This is a genomic window from Martelella sp. NC20 (genome assembly GCF_013459645.1).
Lineage (GTDB): Bacteria > Pseudomonadota > Alphaproteobacteria > Rhizobiales > Rhizobiaceae > Martelella.
Genome location: NZ_CP054861.1, coordinates 369,411 through 387,763 on the forward strand (window position 1 = coordinate 369,411; position 18,353 = coordinate 387,763).

Consider the following 18,353-nt stretch of genomic DNA (forward strand, 5'->3'; position numbering starts at 1 on the left):
TTGTTCTTTGCGCGAATTGATCACGCGCGGCAGTTTGGCCTGTGCCAAAGCGCCGGTCAACGCCGGAACCAAGCCGCTTGCGACTTTATTTGCCGGCGCTGCCGCCAATATGACAATCCCGCAGCCGGGCCGGATAGGCGACCTGTGACCCGTCCGGCTCGCACCCGTCAGGTAATCTGCAGCGTGCCCTCGGCGTTCATCAGAAGATCGACGACATCCGGAGCGGTGATGATCTCATAGGCCGGATCCATGTCTTCCGCGCTGAATCCGTTATGTTTCATGCATGCGCCGCAGACGGCGATCTTGCCGCCGCCCTCGCGGAACTTCGCGAGAAGGTCTGAAACCGGCTCGAACGGCGCGCCGATATCGATGCCGTCGGTCGCGCCGGGCTTGCCCAGTTCCACGGCCTCGACCATCAGGATGATCGTGGCGCTGTGGCCCTTCAAGAGCGCATTCAAAGCGGTGGTAAACGCGACCGTGACCTTGTTCGGATTGGATTTGCCGTCAAATATTGTTGCAACGAAAGCTGTGGTTTGCATGTTGGGGGCCTCCTTCTGCCTTTCCTGGAATTGGTGAGACCTCATTACTATACAAGTGCGACAATTGTCGCAGGCAACGGACGGGAGAGAGAGACGCATGGCGCAGGGCGAAATCAGACTCGAGCCGGGCTGGAAGGAGCGGCTTCAACCCGAGTTCGAAAGCACCTACATGACCGGTCTGCGGTCTTTTCTTGTGGATGAAAAGCGGCAGGGGCAGGTGGTTTTTCCCAGGGGAGAGGAATATTTCCGCGCGCTCGACCTGACGCCGCTCGACCGGGTGAAGGTCGTCATTCTGGGACAGGACCCCTATCACGGGCCGGGACAGGCCCACGGGCTGTGCTTCTCCGTGCGTCCCGGCGTGCGCACGCCGCCCTCGCTGGTCAATATCTACAAGGAACTCGCCGCCGATGTCGGGTTTCAGAAGGTCGACCACGGGTTTCTGGAGCACTGGGCGCGGCAGGGCGTATTGCTTTTGAACTCGGTGTTGACCGTGCGTCAGGCCGCTGCCGCATCCCATCGCGGCAAGGGCTGGGAAGAATTTACCGACGCCGTGATCCGGATCGTCAACGCGGAATGCCCGCATGTGGTGTTCATGCTCTGGGGCGCCTATGCCCAGAAGAAGGCCGGTTTCGTGGACACCAAGCGGCATCTGGTGCTGAAGGCGCCCCACCCCTCCCCGCTTTCCGCCCATAACGGCTTTTTCGGCTGCCGGCATTTTTCCAGGGCCAACCAGTTCCTGCTGGAAAACGGCATCGAGCCGATCGACTGGCAATTGCCGAAAAACCCCGAACAAAGCTGAAAAAGCTGGTTTCGGACGCTTGCCGCGCCGGGACCTTCAACACATCTAAGCGCTACAACACAGCCGCGAACGAAAACCCAGGGAGATATCGATGTCGCACCACAGGAAATTCTTCATCAACGGCGCCTGGGTCGAACCGGATCGGCAGGAAACGCTGGATGTCATCAATCCGGCGACCGAGGAGGCGATCACCGCGATCGCGCTCGGCCAGGCATCCGACGTGGACAAGGCTATCAAGGCCGCGCGGCGCGCATTCGACAGCTTCTCGCGCACGACGCGCGAGGAGCGCCTGGCGCTGCTGGAGCGGGTGCTGGAATGCTACCGTGCGCGCGCCGACGATCTGGTCGAGGCCGTCATGAGCGAGATGGGCGCGCCGGTCAGGCTGGCGCGCGGCGCGCAGGTTCCGGTCGGCGCCTCCCATATCAGCAATACCCGCAAGGCGCTTGAGACTTTCGAATTCTCCGAGGAGCGCAACAAGGGCCTGATCGTGCGCGAGCCGATCGGCGTCTGCGCCCTGATCACGCCGTGGAACTGGCCGCTGAACCAGATCGCGGCCAAGGTCGCGCCGGCGCTGGCCACCGGCTGCACAGTGGTGCTGAAGCCCTCCGAAATCGCGCCGCTTTCGGCCATCATCTTCGCCGAGATCATGGAGGAGGCCGGCGTTCCGCCCGGCGTCTTCAACCTCGTCAACGGCACCGGTCCGGATGTCGGCCAGGTCATGGCCGGCCACGAAGACGTCGACATGGTCTCGTTCACCGGCTCGACCCGGGCCGGCATCATCGTCGCGAAAACCGCGGCCGACACGGTCAAGCGCGTGTGCCAGGAGCTTGGCGGCAAGTCGCCGAACATCGTGCTCGACGATGCCGACCTTGAAAAGGCGGTCGCAAGCGGCGTGCGCTCGTGCTTCCAGAATTCCGGCCAGTCCTGCGATGCGCCGACGCGGATGCTGGTGCCAGCCGCCAGGCATGAAGCGGCGCTGGAGATCGCCAGAAACACGGCGCTTTCCCTCAAGGTTGGCGACCCACGCCAGGAGGATACCGATCTCGGCCCGGTCGTAAGCCGCCAGCAATACGACAAGATCCAGGGGCTTATCGAAACGGCGATTGCCGAGGGCGCGACCCTTGTCGCCGGCGGCCCCGGCCGACCCGACGGCATCAATCGCGGCTATTACGTGAAGCCCACCGTCTTTGGCAATGTCGACAACGCCATGACGATTGCCCGCGAGGAGGTCTTCGGCCCGGTCTTGTCGGTGCTGTCCTACGAGAGCGAGGAGGAAGCGATCGAGATCGCCAACGACACGCCCTACGGCCTTGCCGCCTATGTGCAGTCGAACGATATCGACCATGCCCGCGATGTCGCGACACGTCTTCGGGCCGGCAATGTAACGATCAACGATCCGGACTGGGACACCGCCATTCCCTTCGGCGGCTACAAGCAATCCGGCAATGGTCGGGAATTTGCCGACTGGGGCATGCATGATTTTCTCGAAATCAAGGGGATACGCGGCTACACGGCTTAAAATTCCCGAAAGAGACGCTACATTGGGGCGCGCCCGGCTGTGGCTTGACAGCCGGGCATTATTGCGATCATGGGTCATGGCAATTTCGGAGACGGTTTCATGAAAAAGAGCATCAACCCACACGGCGTGCGCAAACCGTTCGGAAATTACAGCCACGGCCTTTACGTGCCGCCCGGCGCGGGGCTGCTGGTGACGTCCGGCCAGCTTGGCATCGGCGCGGACGAGGTCATTCCGCGTTCGGTCAAGGGACAGGCGGAACTCTGTTTCGAGGCGATCAGCAAGATACTCGCGGAGGCCGATATGAGCTTTGCGGATGTGATCCGCATCAACGGTTATGTGACGATGCGCGAGGACTTTCCTGCCTATATGGAAGTCCGCGACCGCTTCATTTCCGATCCCCTGCCGGTCTCCACGCTGCTGATCGTCTCAGGCTTCACCCGCGCGGAATTTCTGGTCGAGGTCGAGGTGACCGCGGCCAGGGTCGTTTGAACCCGACTTACCCCAAAGCCCGGAGCGGCGCATGACAGAGATTGCACTTTCGACGGCACGGATAATCGCGGAAGGCGCGCTCGAGCATGCGCGCAAATCCGGTTTCAAGCCGATGGCGGTTGCGATCGTCGATGCCGGCGGCCGGCTGATCGCCTTCAATCGCGATGACGGCGCGGCGCCGGGCCGGTTCGAGCTTGCGCTTGCCAAGGCCAGCGGCTGTGTGATGCTCGGCGTCAGCGGGCGCGCGCTTGCGGCGCTCAACGCGTCAAACCCCGGCGTCGTCACCGCGGCTGGCGCCGCCTTCGGCGGCAAGCTGTTTCCGGCGGCCGGCGGCGTTCTTCTGATGGATGGAAACGGCGCGGTGATCGGCGGGGTCGGCGTCTCCGGCGATGCGCCGGATAATGACGAGAAGGCGGCGGTGGCGGGCATCGAACGCGCGGGCCTCGCCTATCAGGCCTGAAGCGGCAACCGCCCCTGTCACGGGATCAATCAACCGCCTCCGCCACCAGCGCGCCGCGCGCGGCGATGACGCGGGCGGAAAGCGCTGCGGCCTGCCCGATGGCGTCAGTGAGGCTTTCGCCCCGTGAAAGCGCCGCGATCAATCCGGCGTTGAAGCTGTCACCCGCGGCCGTGGTGTCTACGACCTTTGCAGCCGGCGTCGGCTGGAAGGTGATCGCGCCGTCCGCGCCTGATTGGGCATGGATCGTATCGACGCCGTTCTTGACGATCACCGACTTCACGCCGCTTGCCCGGTATCGCGCGATCGTGGCCTGCGGGTTTTCATCTCCGAACGCCGCGCTATCCTCGTCAAACGATGGCAGGACCATGTCGCTGATTTCGGCGGCCCTCATGATGGTCTCGGCCATCACTTCGCGCGAGGGCCATAGCCTGAGGCGCATATTGGGATCGAAGGCGATCACCGTGCCCGCCCTGCGCGCCTCAGCCAGCACATCCAGAAGCGTCCCGTGATCGGCCTCGTCGACCACGGCCATGGTGATGCCGGAAAACAGGACAAGCTCCCTGCCCCGCACGGCAGCCTCCAGTGCCGCTCGATCCGCCGCAAGCCGCTTGGCGGCGGACTGGCCGCGCCAGTAGGAAAACGAACGCTCGCCATCCTTCAACGCGATCATGTATAGCCCGACCGTGCGATCCGGGACACGGCGGACGCTGCCGGTCCCGACGCCCGATTTCTCCATGAAGGCGAGCATCTCGTCGGAAACCGTGTCCGTGCCGACGGCGGTGAAATAGTCGACCGTGGCATCCTCGGGCAGAAGTCTCGCCAGATACCAGGCGGCGTTGAAGGTGTCACCGGCAAAGCCGCGCATATAGGCGCCATCGGTGCGCGGCGCCATCTCGACCATGCATTCGCCGATACTGAGGATGTTTTTCATTCTTGGTCCTGATCGAAAAGGTTAGGATTGTCCTCATGGATACGCTCTATGCTGGCGGCGATCCGGGAAAGGTGATGGCGGGTCGCCGCAACCGCGGCATGCGCGTCGCGCGCCCTGATCGCGCTGACGATATCGCGATGCTCGGCCAGTGCATCATGGGCCGTGAAGGACAGCGAGAGGAAGCGGATGCGATCCATGTGGGCCTTGTGCTCCCGGATCAACGTCCAGGCGTAGTCATGGCCCGCCAGCGCGCAAATCCGGTGATGAAGCGCATCATCCAGGCGGTGAAAACCCATGCGGTCGTCGGCCTCCACCGCCTTGCGCTGATTATCGAGCAACCCGTCAAGCATGGCGAAATCGGCGTCCGTGCCCATTTCCGCCGCAGCCGTAACGGTCGCCGCTTCCAGCGCGGTACGAATGAAAAGCGCCTGCATCACCGCCTCGACCGAGATCGGCGACACCAGCGTGGCGCGCTGCGGCCGGACCAGCAGAAATCCGCGTTGCGAGAGCCGGTAGAATGCATCGCGCACCGGCTGGCGCGAGACGCCCAGCTTGCGGGCGACCTCGGCTTCCGACAACTTCGTGCCCGGCGGCAGATCATTCTCGATGACCTGGCGATAGAGCCTGTCATAGATGAGATCGGTCACCGTTTGCCGGGTTTGTTCGATACTGGCTGTCACGCGGGCTCCGTGAAGAGAATTCGCATACTAACATATTAGAGTCGCGGCCAAATGCAAAGCGTCAGGAAGCCGTACATGCCCCGTTGGGGCCATCCGCCGACTGGAAGCAGGCAGGTGCGCATTCATGCCAGCCTTGTTTTGTCCGCAGTTTGGGAAGAAAGCGATGAGCGCCGTTCACGCGGTGAAGGACATGAACACCGGATTAACGTAAGTTTCATCGCACATTAACGATAAGCTTCTTATCTTACTCATGTATTTACCTCTTTGATTACAGAACCTTAATAAAAGTTGTAAATTGGAGTCAGGTATATTGCATGCAAGCTTGACGTGTGCCACAAATAGCCATCGAACGAAAGGACATCCCATGACAGTCACCAATTCAGGAGCGCTTGCGCCGCAACTCAACGAGTTGCTGAACGGCGAAATGGAGGCCGCGCGTTTCTATTTCCAGGCCGCCGCCTGGTGCAACCAGCGCAACATGGCCGGTTGCCAGGCCTTTCTTCTGGCGCAGGCCACCGAGGAACTGGACCATATGCACCGCTTTCTGGCCTATCTGTTCGACCTCGACTTCGCGGTCAGGATTGCCGACATGCAGGCCCCGAAAATCGAGGCGCAGACGCCGCGCGAGCTGTTTGCGGCCATTCTCGAAACCGAAAGGAAAGTGACCCGCAACATCTACGCCGCCACCACCCGCGCCGAGGAGGAAGGCGACCACGCCACCTTCGAGTTCCTGCAGTGGTTCGTGCGCGAACAGCGCGAGGAGGAAACCCTGTTTTCCGCCATCCTCGACAAGATCGACCTGATCGGCGACGGCCCGCATTCCAATTATTTCATCGACCGGGAAATCGGTTCTTCCAGAAAGGAATAGCGATGAACGATCCGACCATGGAGACGGCGCTGGAGGGTCGCATCGTCTCTCTTGAAAGCCTTCAGCCCGGCGAAAGCGGCATTGTCGAGATCGTCGAGGCCGGCAGTTTCGAAAACGGGCTTTCGGTGCGGCTGCGCGCGCTCGGATTGAGCAGCAGCCATCAGGTTTCCATGGTGCGGCGCGGATGGTTCGGAGGCCCGCTCGTGGTGCGCGCCGGAAAGGCCACCGAGATCGCCATTCGCCGCGCCGAAGCGGAACTCGTCAAGGTCCGCAAGATCTGAAAGCCTTGCAGCCCGCGCGTCCAGCACGGGCTGCAACACCGAAAGAGGCCGCAAAGGCACATCGGATCAGTCGCTGAACTGAAACGCCGGACAAGGGCCGACCGCCCTGCCTGATCGGGAACGGATATTTTCGATGAGCCACTGCGCACCCGCTGAAGCCAATTTCGACCGCAACGACATTCCACGCATCGCCATGATCGGCCAACCCAACACCGGCAAGTCGATGCTTTACAACCGCATTACCGGCGCAAGCGCCTATGTCGGCAACTGGCCCGGCATTACCGTCTCGCTTTCCAATGCACGGGTAAGCCTTTCCGGCCGCGAACTGGAGTTCGTCGACCTCCCCGGCATTTACGATCTCGAGGGTTTTTCCGAGGATGAAACGGTCGTTGCCGACTTTCTGAAGACCTATGCGGTCGACCTTGTCATCATCGTCATCAATGCCAGCCAGATCGACCGCCAGATCCTGATGCCGTTGCAGGTCAAGCAGCTCGGCCTGCCAGCCGTCGTCATGCTCAACATGGCGGATGAGGCCCGCAAGGCCGACATTCAGATCGATACGGAAGCGCTTTCCGTCCGCCTTGGCCTGCCGGTTCACCTCATCAGCGCCAAATATGGCGAGGGCTATCCGGAGGCGATCGCCAGCGTTGACGCCGCGCTCGCCGCCCGCGCCGACACGCCCCCCGCCCTTGCCGATTATGAAGGGCTGCGCGCCACGCTGATGAGCGAGGAAACCCTTGCCGAAACGCTTTCCGGCGCCGTCGTCTATCCCGAAAACCCGCCCGAGACGCTGACCGCGAAACTCGACCGCTTCCTGCTGCATCCGGTCTTCGGCCTGCCGCTGTTCTTCGCGGTGATGCTGTTGGTCTTCTATATCGTCTGGATCATCGGCCTGCCGTCGCAGGACTGGGTCGGCGCGATCACCGGCTGGATCCAGAGCCGCATTCTCGAACCGGTGCTCGACCTCGGGCCGGGATGGCTGAAGAACTTCGTCATCAACGGCATCTGGCTCGGCGTCGCCACTGTCGCATCCTTCGTGCCGCTGATCATGCTGTTCTTCTTCTGCATGGCGGCCGTCGAGGACAGCGGCTACCTGTCGCGCGCGGCCTATCTGATGGACACCTGGATGCGCCGCATCGGCCTCGACGGGCGTTCCTTCGTGATGCAGATGATGGGCTTCGGCTGCAACGTGCCGGCGCTGATGGGAACGCGGGTGATGCGCTCGCAGCCCCTGCGCCTGCTGTCGATGCTGATCATCCCGTTCTCGCTGTGTTCGGCGCGGCTGGCGGTGTTCGTGTTCATCATCGCCGCCGTTTTTCCGCCGGCACAGGCTCCGCTCGTGCTGTTCTCCTTCTACGTCATTTCCTTTGCCGCAGCCTTTCTGGCAGCCGCCATCTTCAGCCGGTCAAAACAATTCAAGAATACCGAGCCCTTCGTTCTGGAGCTTCCGCCCTACCGGGTTCCGACCATCCGTCAGGTCTGGCTGCGCGGCTATGGCGAATTGCGCGAATTCCTGCACCGGGCGACCAATTTCATCATCATCGGCACGATCGCGGTCTGGTTCCTCACCAACTTCCCGACCAACGCCACCGGCCTCGACACCTGGGGCGGACAGCTCGGCGAACTGCTGCAACCGGTCATGGCGCCGATCGGCATCAATCCCTATCTGACGCTGGCGCTGATCTTCGGCTTCATCGCCAAGGAAGTGGTGATCGGGTCGCTGTCGACCATCTACGCCATGTCCTCCGGCCTCGTCGCCCACCAGATCGCGACGACGGTGTCGCCGGCCGCCGCCTATTCCTTCTGCCTGTTCTGCCTGCTCTACACGCCCTGCCTGACCACGGTCGCGACCGTGAAGGCGGAAAGCCGGTCATGGTGGTTCATGATCTTCTCGCTGGTCGTCTCGCTGATCTATGCATGGCTGGTCGCCTTCGCCTTCTACCAGGGCGCCCTTCTGCTGGGCTGGAAATAGGAGCGGGCGATGAACAGGCTTTTGAGGAACAAGACCCTTCTCGCCGTCTGCGCCGTCATCGCGGTCATTGTCGTCAGCGCGCTGACCTTTCTCGAGGGAACGGCCGCGCATGATCCGGCGCGCCGTTACGAAGATATGCGCGCCGATCTCGCCACAGGCGATTTTCGCGCTGCCAATACCGAGGCCTCGGAAATCGCCCTGATCCTTGCCAACCGCACCAATGAAGGCTGGCTCGGCAGGGATGACGTCGACCGCCTGCCCTGCGCCGATATCCTCTATATCGACCGGCTGTTTTCCGAAGCCTCCGGCGGCAGGTTCGGGCTTTCGGCCCAGCGGGATGTGCTGGAAACCCTTCCGGCGGGCGGCGCGGACGGCGCACGCCTGTCGGAAACACCGGATCGGCTTGTCGCTTTCGGCGATGCGGTCGGCTGGCGCAAGAACGGCGAATGGCTGACCTATGATGCGATGACATTCTCGCCCGAGGACGCGCCCAAAGGCCATCTGCCGGTGTTCAAGCCTGAAGACGGGATCCGCGCGCCGTTCAAATCCCGTGACGGCCGACCACAGACCGGCGGCGCGCTGTTCGATCTTCTGGAACAGAGGCTCGGGCAATGCGCGACGGCGGCGGCCGGCTGAAGGCAGCGGTTCGCCCATCCCGGACTTGCGCTACGGATGCGGAACCGGAAAACCGTGACGTTCGGACAGGACGGCAAGGATCGCATCCTTGTCGGATACGAAGGCGTGGCCTTCATGGATGCCGGTCTGTATTGGCGAGGTCGCGCCATCGGCGAGCACCAGCAGGGGCAGAGACTGGTTTTCGATCCCCGCCAGAGCGATCGCCTCGAGACGGGGACGCGGCCATGCGATGCGCTCGACGTCGAGACGGGCGGCAAGCGCCGGGAAGGAAGCCAGAACCCCTTCCATCAGCGCACAATGCCAGCAATAGAATATCCGGCCGGGATAGGCGGGATCCGCAAACCCCGGTGACAGAAGAACAAGCCTGTCGCGCTGCATCGCGAACCCTCCGTTGCGGCCCCTCTCTAGCACACAGCCGAGCGGCCGGCGCCGCTGCCACAAAACATTCTCTTTCGTTTTCGTCAAAATGTGTGTATGAGCGCCCCCATGAGTATCGGGCGCCTCCTCCCAAAGCATTGACTGCGCCCCAGCCCCAGAGATTTTACACATGGCACTTCGCAACATCGCGATCATCGCGCACGTTGACCATGGCAAGACGACCCTTGTCGACGAGCTTCTGAAACAGTCCGGCTCTTTCCGTGAAAACCAGCGCGTCGACGAACGCGTGATGGACAGCAACGATCTCGAAAAGGAACGCGGCATCACCATCCTCGCCAAGGCGACCTCGGTCGTGTGGAAGGATACCCGCATCAATATCGTTGACACCCCCGGCCACGCCGATTTCGGTGGCGAGGTCGAGCGCATCCTGTCGATGGTGGATGGCGCCATCGTTCTGGTCGACGCCGCCGAAGGCCCGATGCCGCAGACCAAGTTCGTGGTCGGCAAGGCGCTGAAGGTCGGCCTCCGCCCGATCGTCGCGATCAACAAGATCGACCGCCCGGATGCCCGTCCGGACGAAGTCGTCAACGAGGTGTTCGACCTGTTCGCAGCGCTCGACGCCACCGACGAGCAGCTCGACTTCCACATCCTTTACGGCTCCGGCCGCGCCGGCTGGATGGGCACGAGCCCGGAAGGCCCGAAGGATCAGGGTCTTGGCCCGCTTCTCGACCTGGTCATCGACCATGTTCCGGCCCCGACCGTCGCCGAAGGCCCGTTCTCGATGATCGGCACGCTTTTGGAAGCCAATCCCTATCTCGGCCGCATCATCACCGGCCGCATCAACTCCGGTTCGCTCAAGCCGAACCAGGCGGTGAAGGTTCTCGGCCAGGATGGCAAGACCGTCGAGACCGGCCGCGTCTCCAAGATCCTCGCCTTCCGCGGCATCGAGCGCCAGCCGATCGATGAAGCGCATGCGGGCGACATCGTCGCGATCGCCGGCCTTTCCAAGGGCACGGTTGCCGACACGTTCTGCGACCCGGCCGTCACCACGCCGCTGACCGCCCAGCCGATCGACCCGCCGACCGTCACCATGTCGTTCATCGTCAACGATAGCCCGCTTGCCGGCACCGAAGGCGACAAGGTCACGAGCCGCGTGATCCGCGACCGCCTGCTCAAGGAAGCCGAGGGCAATGTCGCGCTGAAGATCGAGGAAGCCGAGGGCAAGGACAGTTTCTACGTCTCCGGCCGCGGCGAACTGCAGCTTGCCGTGCTGATCGAGACCATGCGCCGCGAAGGCTTCGAGATCGCCGTCTCGCGTCCGCGCGTCGTGATGCACAAGGATGAGGAAACCGGCCAGTTGATGGAACCGGTCGAGGAAGTCGTCATCGACGTCGATGAGGAACATTCCGGCATCGTCGTGCAGAAGATGGCCGAACGCAAGGGCGAGATGGTCGAACTGCGCCCGTCGGGCGGCGACCGTGTCCGGCTGGTGTTCTTCGCGCCGACCCGCGGCCTGATCGGCTACCAGTCGGAGCTTCTGACCGACACGCGCGGCACGGCGATCATGAACCGCCTGTTCCACGCCTACCAGCCCTTCAAGGGCGAGATCGGCGGACGCAACCAGGGCGTTCTCTTGTCCAACCAGTCGGGTGAAGCCGTGGCCTACGCCATGTTCAACCTGGAAGATCGCGGCCCGATGATCATCGAGCCCGGCGACAAGGTCTATGCCGGCATGATCATCGGCATCCATACCCGCGAGAACGACCTCGAGGTCAACGTCCTGAAGGGCAAGCAGCTCACCAACATCCGCTCCGCCGGCAAGGACGAAGCCGTCAAGCTGACCCCGCCGATCCGCATGACCCTCGACCGGGCGCTGTCGTGGATCCAGGACGACGAACTGATGGAAGTGACCCCGAAGTCGATCCGGCTCCGGAAGATGTATCTCGACTCCAACGAACGCAAGCGCTTCGAAAAGTCGCGCGCTGCGGGCTGATCGGTCGGAGATACGAATTTGAGCAAACCCGGCCCATGTGGCCGGGTTCTTTTTTGCGCGGATGGGAAACCATACCAACGGGCATTGAAAATGACTCAGTTTGTTGGCAAAGCCTATCCCTCTCTCCGCCGTCATGCTCGGGCCTGTCCCGAGCATCTAAGCACGCATCTACTCGACAGGCGTCTCGGACGAAAAGTCAGTTCAAATACAATCCTTTACGGGCCCTTACGAAACGCCAACGCCGCTCGTGCGGGACCGTGGTTAGATCCTCGGCACAAGGCCGAGGATGACGTCCGTAAAAAGGATAGCTTTGTCAGCAGTCTGGGTCATTGAGAATGACTGTTGGCAACACACATGCGCCGGCACAAAAAATCTCCGCAGATCGGCGGAGATTTTTGCATTGCGGAAGGCTCAGGCGGCGCGGCGAAACGGCTTGACGCGGGCGGACGGGATTTTCCTGCCGGTGGCGACAAGAACGCCCGCAGCGCCCGTAAGCCAGCCATCCTTCAGCTCCAGGCCGAGAAACCTATGCCGTTCGAACGGGCCGGGCATCACCAGGTGATGGGCCTTGTCTGCCGAAAAGCCGAAGCGGGCGTAATATTCCGGATCGCCGACCAGCAGGATCGCGCCGTGGCCGCGCTCGCGGGCGGTCTCGATCGCGGCGCGCATCAGCGCCGCGCCCACGCCCTTGCCGGACAAGCCCGGCTCGACAGCCAGCGGGCCGAGCAGCAGTGCGGGCAGGCCGCGCCCTTCTGCGCAAATGCCGGCGTCGACGTGCCAGAGGCGCACCGTGCCGATCAGCGCGCCGTTGTCATCGCGGGCAACGAGCGCAAGCCCATCGGCCGGCAAACGGTTGCGGCGCAGTTTTTCGGACGATTTCTTCTTCCGCATCGGGCCCATGGCGCGATCGAGCAGCGCCTCGCGGGCGCGCCCGTCAATATGGGCCTCTTCGGCAATCACAAAGGACTGAACAGCGAACTGAACGGCGATTTCAGCAACAACCGGGGCCATCGGAACATCCCCCCAAATTTAAGGTGCAGCAAAATGGCCGGAGGCGTCGGAACGTCCGGCCGGTTCACCCCGGCGCGGCCTTCGAAGCCGCACCGGTTCGCGAAAGGAGAAAATCCTCAGATGACGTAGGACCTCAGCGGCTCGAAACCGTTGAAGGCGACCGACGCATAGGTCGTGGTGTAGGCGCCCGTACCCTCGATCAGAACCTCGTCGCCGATCGTCAGCGTGATCGGCAGCGGATACATGTTCTTCTCGTACATCACGTCGGCGCTGTCGCAGGTCGGGCCGGCGAGAACGCAAGGCTCCATCTCGTCGCCGTCGCGCTCCGTGCGGATCGGGTAACGGATCGCCTCGTCCATGGTTTCGGCGAGACCGCCGAACTTGCCGATGTCGAGGAACACCCAGCGATGCTTGTCATCGTCGGACTTCTTCGAGATCAGCACGACTTCCGACTTGATGACGCCGGCATTGCCGACCATGCCGCGGCCCGGCTCGATGATCGTGCGCGGGAGCTGGTTGCCGAAGTGACGCGACAGAGCGGCAAAGATCGCCTGACCGTAGGCTTCCGCCGTCGGCACGTCGCGCAGATACTTGGTCGGGAAACCGCCGCCCATATTGACCATCTGCAGGTGGATGCCCTGCTTGGCAAGCTGGGCGAACACCCGCTTGGCGTCGGAAAGCGCCGCGTCCCAGGCTTCGACCTTGGTCATCTGCGAGCCGACATGGAAGGATACGCCGTAGCTTGTGAGGCCAAGCTGATGGGCATAGACCAGCACGTCGACGGCCATGGCCGGGACGCAGCCGAACTTGCGCGACAGCGGCCATTCGGCGCCTTCGCCATCGGTCAGCACGCGGCAGAACACCCGGGCGCCGGGGGCGGCACGAGCGATCTTTTCGACTTCCTCATGGCAATCGACGGCGAACAGGTTGACGCCGAGCGCATGGGCGCGGGCGATATCGCGTTCCTTCTTGATGGTGTTGCCGAAGGAAATGCGGTCGGAGGTAGCACCTGCTTCCAGCGCCATTTCGATTTCGGCGACGGACGCGCAATCGAAGTTGGAGCCGAGGCTGGCGAGCAGCTCAAGGATCTGCGGCGCGGGATTGGCCTTGACCGCGTAGAAGATGTCGCTGTTGGGCAGCGCGCGGCGGAAGGCGGTGTAGTTGTCGCGCACGATTTCGCGGTCGACAACCAGGCACGGCCCTTCGGGACGGCGGGTGCGGAAGAATTCGGCAATACGCTCGGTGGTCATTGTTAACCCCTTCTGAAGCATTCTGATCCGGAGTTTTTCCGGATGACAAAGGGCGCATCGACCCGCGCACGATCCCGGCCGGTGGAGACCCCGGGGAACGATTGCGGCGAACGCTCAAGTGTGAACCACCCCTGATGACAAGGATGATCCGGCTTTGTCTGCCTTGGATTGGTGGGGGTAACCCGCCGCACTTCCGGCAATGATGGTATGTGCCTCTTTAGTACCCCGGCCGATGGAAAGCTGGGAGACACCAGAAAGGCCCGCACCGTCGTTGCTTCAAGATGTCCTCGCTTGACCGGTTGGCCGGGAAGCGACTGGAGGGGTTAGTTCCAGGTACCTTACCGTGACCCTCACCATTCGAGAGTTCGGCGGACACCCACAGGCACGCGCGACTTTGGGCAACCGGAGAGATATTGAATCCGGCCTTGAAAATCAAGTGGCGCACCCCAAAATTTCCCCCGGCATCCCGTTGAAGATGCTATCTGATTGACAAAACTGAAATAAATTTTTCTCGAGCCCTTTTGAGGAGCGGCAATGGACACTTTGACGAGAATGCGGGCCTTCATCGACGTGGTCGAGGCCGAGGGTTTTTCCTCCGCCGCCCGCAAAACCGGCCGCTCCAAGGCGCTTCTGTCGAAATATGTGCGTGAACTGGAGGATGATCTCGGCGTGCTGCTTTTGAACCGCACGACGCGCCAGTTCTCGCTCACGGAGGCCGGACAGCTCTATCATCGCCGCGTGATCGACATCATCCAGGACGTCGACAACCTCTCCGATACCGTGCGCGCCAATAATTCCGACCTGCGCGGCAAGCTGCGCGTTTCGGTTCCGCGCACCTTCATCGATGCGCCGGTCGGCCGGTCGCTGCTCGATTTCACCGCCGCCCATCCCGACCTGTCGCTGGACATCGTCGCCGAGGACCGGTTCGTCGATCTTGTCGAGGAAGGCTACGATATCGCGATCCGGATCACCAGCCTGGAGGACTCCACGCTGATCGCGCGCAAGCTGTCGGACTTCAAGTCGTTGATCTGCGTCTCGCCGACATGGCTTGCGGCGCTGGACCGGCCGCTGGAAAAGCCCGCCGATCTGGCGCATGTGCCGTTCCTGGTCGACACCAATCCGAAATCCCACGGCTCGCTCAGGTTCAGGAACCCCGAGGATGGCACGGTCTATACCGTGCCGATCCACGGGCCGGTCTCGGTCAATTCGCCGATCGCGACCATGCGGGGCGCGATCGCGGGGCTGGGCGTGGCGCTGGTGCCGGATTTCATCGCCCGCGAACCTGTCGCCTCCGGAGCGCTCGTCACCCTTTTCGACGACCATCTGCCGACCAGCGCGGCGATCTACGCGATTTACCCTCACCGCCGCTATTTGCCGCAGAAGGTGCGCACCTTCGTCGATTTCCTGTCGAAATGGTTCCCCAGCAACTGCACCGAAGCCGGCCCGAAAACTGCGCCGTAAAACAAAGCGCCGGCGGCCTTCTCACATCAGTTCATACGGCAGGAAATGCCGCTGGTTCTGGTCGACGGTGATCTTGCGCTTCAGCGGCGGCACGGCGCGGCTCAAGCATCTGGTGCGCTCGCAGATCCGGCAGGAAATGCCGATCGGGTTGAAGGCGGCGCGGTTTTCGGCGTCGAGATCGTCGGCATAGACGAAGGAGCCGGCATAGGAAATCTCGCAGCCGAGCGCGATCGCATAGGTGGGCTTGGGCGCAAAGAACCCGCCGCCGCCCTTGGTGATCTGGGTCGCGAGACAGAGATAGCGCGCGCCATCCGGCGTTTCGGCAAGCTGGCGGATGATCCGGTCGGGCTGTTCGAAGGCCTGATGGACATTCCACAGCGGACAGGCCGCGCCGAAACGGGCGAATTGCAGCTTGGCCGCGCTGTGGCGCTTGGTGATGTTGCCGGCGCGATCGACCCTTGCGAAGAAGATCGGCACGCCCTTCTGGCCGGGGCGCTGAAGCGTCGAAAGCCGGTGACAGACCTGCTCCAGCGAAGAGCCGAAGCGCGCCGAGAGCAGTTCGATATCGTGGCGCAATTCGTGGGCGGCGGTCAGGAACTTGCGATAAGGCATCATCAGCGCGCCGGCGAAATAATTCTGCAGTCCGGCCCGGCAGATATCGATCGCCTCGGGCGAGCGGAAGCCCGCCTCCGCCGCGATCCGGTCGATCAGATCAGCCGCATGCAACTGCCCGATCTGCAGGGCCATCTGGAAATTGCGGGTCGATGGCGGCACCGAGGCGTTGATCGCAAGCGTGCGCTGTTTGGGGTCGTATTGCCGAATCAGCGCGCTTTCCGGGCCGATACGGAGCACCCTGACGCCGTGGGTCTTTTCGAGATGACCGGCAAGCAGCGCGGCGTCGTCGGCCTCGCCGATGCCGATCCCGGCGGCAAGCGTCTCCGCCGCCATGTCGAGGTCGTGAAGATAGTTGTCGACGAAATGGAAGAAATCGCGCACTTCCTCATAGGGCGTCGCCTCCAGCGGGCTCGCGCGCGAAATCGTGTCGTCGAAGCTTGCAAGCTGCTCGTTCATCCGCCGGTAGGCCTGATGGGCGGCGACCAGCGCATGGGCGAAGCCGGGGGCGTTCTGGACCACGAGTTTCAGCTCCTGCAGCCCTGGCGTATAGTTCTCGAACACCGGATCGGTCAGCGCCTCGGTGAGCGCCGACAGCAGGCGATCGCCTTCTCCTGACGACAACTCGCTGAGATCGAGCTGGAATTTCTCGGCCAATGCCAGCAGCACGGCGGCGGAAACCGGGCGCTGGTTGTTCTCGATCTGGTTGAGGTAGCTCGTTGAAATGCCGAGCCGTTCGGCGCACTGGCTCTGCGTCATGTTGCCATGAAGCCTGATGTCGCGCACCTTGCGCCCGATGAAGAGTTTTCCTGCGGCCATGTTTGCAATTTCGCAATTTCAGATTTGCCATTTTATAATTTAACAAACTCACGCGTTCAATCATATTCTGCGGTTCGGCTTTGCGATATGGCCACGGTTCGTCCGGCAATGGGGAAGAGGCATGCAATCAGTTCTGGAACAATTGGAAAGCCGTCGCGAGGAGGCCCGTCTCGGCGGCGGGAAGCGGCGCATCGACGCCCAGCACGCCAAGGGCAAGCTGACGGCGCGCGAGCGCATCGAGGTCCTGTTCGACGAAGGCTCCTTCGAAGAATACGACATGTATGTCACCCATCGCTGCGTCGATTTCGGCATGGCCGGCCAGAAGGTGCCGGGCGATGGCGTCGTCACCGGCTGGGGCACGATCAACGGCCGTCAGGTCTATGTGTTCTCGCAGGATTTCACCGTGCTCGGCGGTTCGCTGTCGGAAACCCATGCCCAGAAGATCTGCAAGATCATGGATATGGCGGTCAAGAACGGCGCGCCGGTGATCGGCCTCAATGATTCCGGCGGCGCGCGCATTCAGGAAGGCGTCGCCTCGCTTGCCGGCTATGCCGAGGTGTTCCGCCGCAATGTCGAGGCCTCCGGCGTGATCCCGCAGATTTCGGTGATCATGGGGCCGTGCGCCGGCGGCGCGGTCTATTCGCCGGCGATGACCGATTTCATCTTCATGGTGCGCGACAGCTCGTTCATGTTCGTCACCGGCCCGGACGTGGTCAAGACCGTCACCAACGAGGTGATCACGGCGGAAGAACTCGGCGGCGCGGATACCCATACGAAAAAATCCTCGGTCGCCGACGGGGCCTATGAAAACGATATCGAGACGCTGGAACAGGTCCGGCTGCTGTTCGATTTCCTGCCGCTCAACAACCGCGAAAAGCCGCCGGTGCGCCCGTTCCATGACGATCCGGGCCGCCTCGAAAAACGCCTCGACACGCTGATCCCCGACAGTTCCAGCAAGCCCTACGACATCAAGGAGCTGATCCATGCGCTGGCGGACGAGGGCGATTTCTTCGAGCTTCAGGAGGCGTTCGCGCGCAATATCGTTACCGGCTTTCTGCGGATCGAAGGCCAGACCGTCGGCGTCGTCGCCAACCAGCCGATGGTGCTGGCCGGCTGCCTCGATATCGACTCGTCCCGCAAGGCGGCCCGCTTCGTGCGGTTCTGCGATGCCTTCAACATTCCGCTTTTGACGCTGGTCGACGTGCCGGGCTTCCTGCCGGGCACCGGCCAGGAATATGGCGGCGTCATCAAGCACGGCGCGAAACTGCTGTTCGCCTATGCCCAGGCGACCGTGCCGATGGTGACGCTGATCACCCGCAAGGCCTATGGCGGCGCCTATGACGTGATGGCCTCCAAACATATCGGCGCCGATATCAATTATGCCTGGCCGACGGCGGAAATCGCGGTGATGGGCGCCAAGGGGGCGACCGAAATCCTCCACCGCGCCGATCTCGGCGATGCTGAAAAGATCGCCGCCAAGGTGGCCGAATACGAGGAGCGCTTCGCCAACCCCTTCGTCGCCGCCGAACGCGGCTTCATCGACGAGGTGATCATGCCGCATTCCTCCCGCCGCCGCATCGCCCGCGCCTTCGCCTCGCTGCGCAACAAGCAGGCCGCGACGCACTGGAAGAAACACGATACCATTCCGCTTTGAG

General features: G+C 62.5%; 19 protein-coding genes. 12 read left to right on the forward strand and 7 right to left on the reverse strand.

Annotated elements, in window-relative coordinates:
- Window positions 1-7: 7 nt before the first annotated feature.
- Window positions 8-148 carry a hypothetical protein gene (locus HQ843_RS01815; protein ID WP_180900095.1) on the forward strand — a complete coding sequence of 47 codons (141 nt, stop codon included), beginning with the start codon at window positions 8-10 and terminating at the stop codon, window positions 146-148.
- A 19-nt stretch (window positions 149-167) separates the two neighbouring features.
- Here HQ843_RS01815 and HQ843_RS01820 read toward each other — a convergent pair whose 3' ends face one another.
- Window positions 168-539 carry a DsrE family protein gene (locus HQ843_RS01820; RefSeq protein WP_180900094.1) on the reverse strand — a complete coding sequence of 124 codons (372 nt, stop codon included), beginning with the start codon at window positions 537-539 and terminating at the stop codon, window positions 168-170.
- Window positions 540-636: 97 nt separating this feature from the next.
- Here HQ843_RS01820 and ung point away from each other — a divergent pair, with 97 nt between their 5' ends.
- The 4 genes from ung to HQ843_RS01840 all read left to right on the forward strand — a co-directional run bounded on the left by ung (window position 637) and on the right by HQ843_RS01840 (window position 3,806).
- Window positions 637-1,338, forward strand: coding sequence for a uracil-DNA glycosylase (gene ung / locus HQ843_RS01825; protein ID WP_180900093.1), 702 nt, complete (start codon window positions 637-639; stop codon window positions 1,336-1,338).
- Window positions 1,339-1,429: 91 nt separating this feature from the next.
- Window positions 1,430-2,857, forward strand: a complete 1,428-nt coding sequence (locus HQ843_RS01830; RefSeq protein ID WP_180900092.1) for an aldehyde dehydrogenase family protein — start codon at window positions 1,430-1,432, stop codon at window positions 2,855-2,857.
- A 99-nt stretch (window positions 2,858-2,956) separates the two neighbouring features.
- Window positions 2,957-3,346, forward strand: a complete 390-nt coding sequence (locus HQ843_RS01835; protein ID WP_180900091.1) for a RidA family protein — start codon at window positions 2,957-2,959, stop codon at window positions 3,344-3,346.
- 31 nt (window positions 3,347-3,377) lie between these two features.
- Window positions 3,378-3,806, forward strand: coding sequence for a GlcG/HbpS family heme-binding protein (locus tag HQ843_RS01840; RefSeq protein ID WP_180900090.1), 429 nt, complete (start codon window positions 3,378-3,380; stop codon window positions 3,804-3,806).
- Window positions 3,807-3,831: 25 nt separating this feature from the next.
- Here the strand turns inward: HQ843_RS01840 and HQ843_RS01845 are convergent, their stop codons facing one another.
- Both HQ843_RS01845 and HQ843_RS01850 read right to left on the reverse strand, forming a co-directional pair.
- Entirely contained in the window at window positions 3,832-4,737 is a 906-nt protein-coding gene (locus HQ843_RS01845; protein ID WP_180900089.1) for a sugar kinase, read from the reverse strand.
- On the reverse strand, window positions 4,734-5,417 hold the full coding sequence (locus tag HQ843_RS01850) for a GntR family transcriptional regulator (protein WP_180900088.1): 684 nt from the start codon (window positions 5,415-5,417) through the stop codon (window positions 4,734-4,736). The genes HQ843_RS01845 and HQ843_RS01850 overlap by 4 nt, the downstream gene beginning before the upstream one ends.
- A 364-nt stretch (window positions 5,418-5,781) precedes the next feature.
- Here HQ843_RS01850 and HQ843_RS01855 point away from each other — a divergent pair, with 364 nt between their 5' ends.
- From HQ843_RS01855 to HQ843_RS01870, 4 genes are all read left to right on the forward strand, one after another.
- Window positions 5,782-6,285 carry a ferritin gene (locus HQ843_RS01855; protein WP_180900087.1) on the forward strand — a complete coding sequence of 168 codons (504 nt, stop codon included), beginning with the start codon at window positions 5,782-5,784 and terminating at the stop codon, window positions 6,283-6,285.
- Between the two features lie 2 nt (window positions 6,286-6,287).
- Window positions 6,288-6,566, forward strand: coding sequence for a FeoA family protein (locus HQ843_RS01860; protein WP_180900086.1), 279 nt, complete (start codon window positions 6,288-6,290; stop codon window positions 6,564-6,566).
- Between the two features lie 133 nt (window positions 6,567-6,699).
- Complete coding sequence (feoB, locus tag HQ843_RS01865) at window positions 6,700-8,538, forward strand: ferrous iron transport protein B (RefSeq protein ID WP_180900085.1); 1,839 nt, start codon at window positions 6,700-6,702, stop codon at window positions 8,536-8,538.
- 9 nt (window positions 8,539-8,547) lie between these two features.
- Window positions 8,548-9,174, forward strand: coding sequence for a GUN4 domain-containing protein (locus HQ843_RS01870; RefSeq protein ID WP_180900084.1), 627 nt, complete (start codon window positions 8,548-8,550; stop codon window positions 9,172-9,174).
- Window positions 9,175-9,204: 30 nt separating this feature from the next.
- Here HQ843_RS01870 and HQ843_RS01875 read toward each other — a convergent pair whose 3' ends face one another.
- Entirely contained in the window at window positions 9,205-9,552 is a 348-nt protein-coding gene (locus tag HQ843_RS01875) for a DUF3088 domain-containing protein (protein WP_180900083.1), read from the reverse strand.
- A 169-nt stretch (window positions 9,553-9,721) separates the two neighbouring features.
- On the opposite strand from HQ843_RS01875, the gene typA reads away from it, so the two are divergent.
- Complete coding sequence (gene typA / locus HQ843_RS01880) at window positions 9,722-11,545, forward strand: translational GTPase TypA (RefSeq protein ID WP_180900082.1); 1,824 nt, start codon at window positions 9,722-9,724, stop codon at window positions 11,543-11,545.
- 411 nt (window positions 11,546-11,956) lie between these two features.
- Here typA and HQ843_RS01885 read toward each other — a convergent pair whose 3' ends face one another.
- Complete coding sequence (locus HQ843_RS01885) at window positions 11,957-12,556, reverse strand: GNAT family N-acetyltransferase (protein ID WP_180900081.1); 600 nt, start codon at window positions 12,554-12,556, stop codon at window positions 11,957-11,959.
- A 116-nt stretch (window positions 12,557-12,672) separates the two neighbouring features.
- Window positions 12,673-13,806, reverse strand: coding sequence for an ornithine/lysine decarboxylase (gene odc2 / locus HQ843_RS01890; RefSeq protein WP_180900080.1), 1,134 nt, complete (start codon window positions 13,804-13,806; stop codon window positions 12,673-12,675).
- Window positions 13,807-14,340: 534 nt separating this feature from the next.
- Between odc2 and HQ843_RS01895 the strand changes: the two genes are divergently transcribed.
- The gene (locus HQ843_RS01895; protein ID WP_180900079.1) at window positions 14,341-15,267 is read left to right on the forward strand and encodes a LysR family transcriptional regulator; all 927 of its coding nucleotides are present in this window, start codon (window positions 14,341-14,343) and stop codon (window positions 15,265-15,267) included.
- A 21-nt stretch (window positions 15,268-15,288) separates the two neighbouring features.
- Here the strand turns inward: HQ843_RS01895 and HQ843_RS01900 are convergent, their stop codons facing one another.
- A complete protein-coding gene (locus HQ843_RS01900) occupies window positions 15,289-16,698 on the reverse strand; it encodes a helix-turn-helix domain-containing protein (protein ID WP_180900078.1) in 1,410 nt (469 codons plus the stop codon).
- Window positions 16,699-16,819: 121 nt separating this feature from the next.
- On the opposite strand from HQ843_RS01900, the gene HQ843_RS01905 reads away from it, so the two are divergent.
- On the forward strand, window positions 16,820-18,352 hold the full coding sequence (locus tag HQ843_RS01905) for an acyl-CoA carboxylase subunit beta (RefSeq protein ID WP_180900077.1): 1,533 nt from the start codon (window positions 16,820-16,822) through the stop codon (window positions 18,350-18,352).
- Window position 18,353 lies beyond the last annotated feature (1 nt).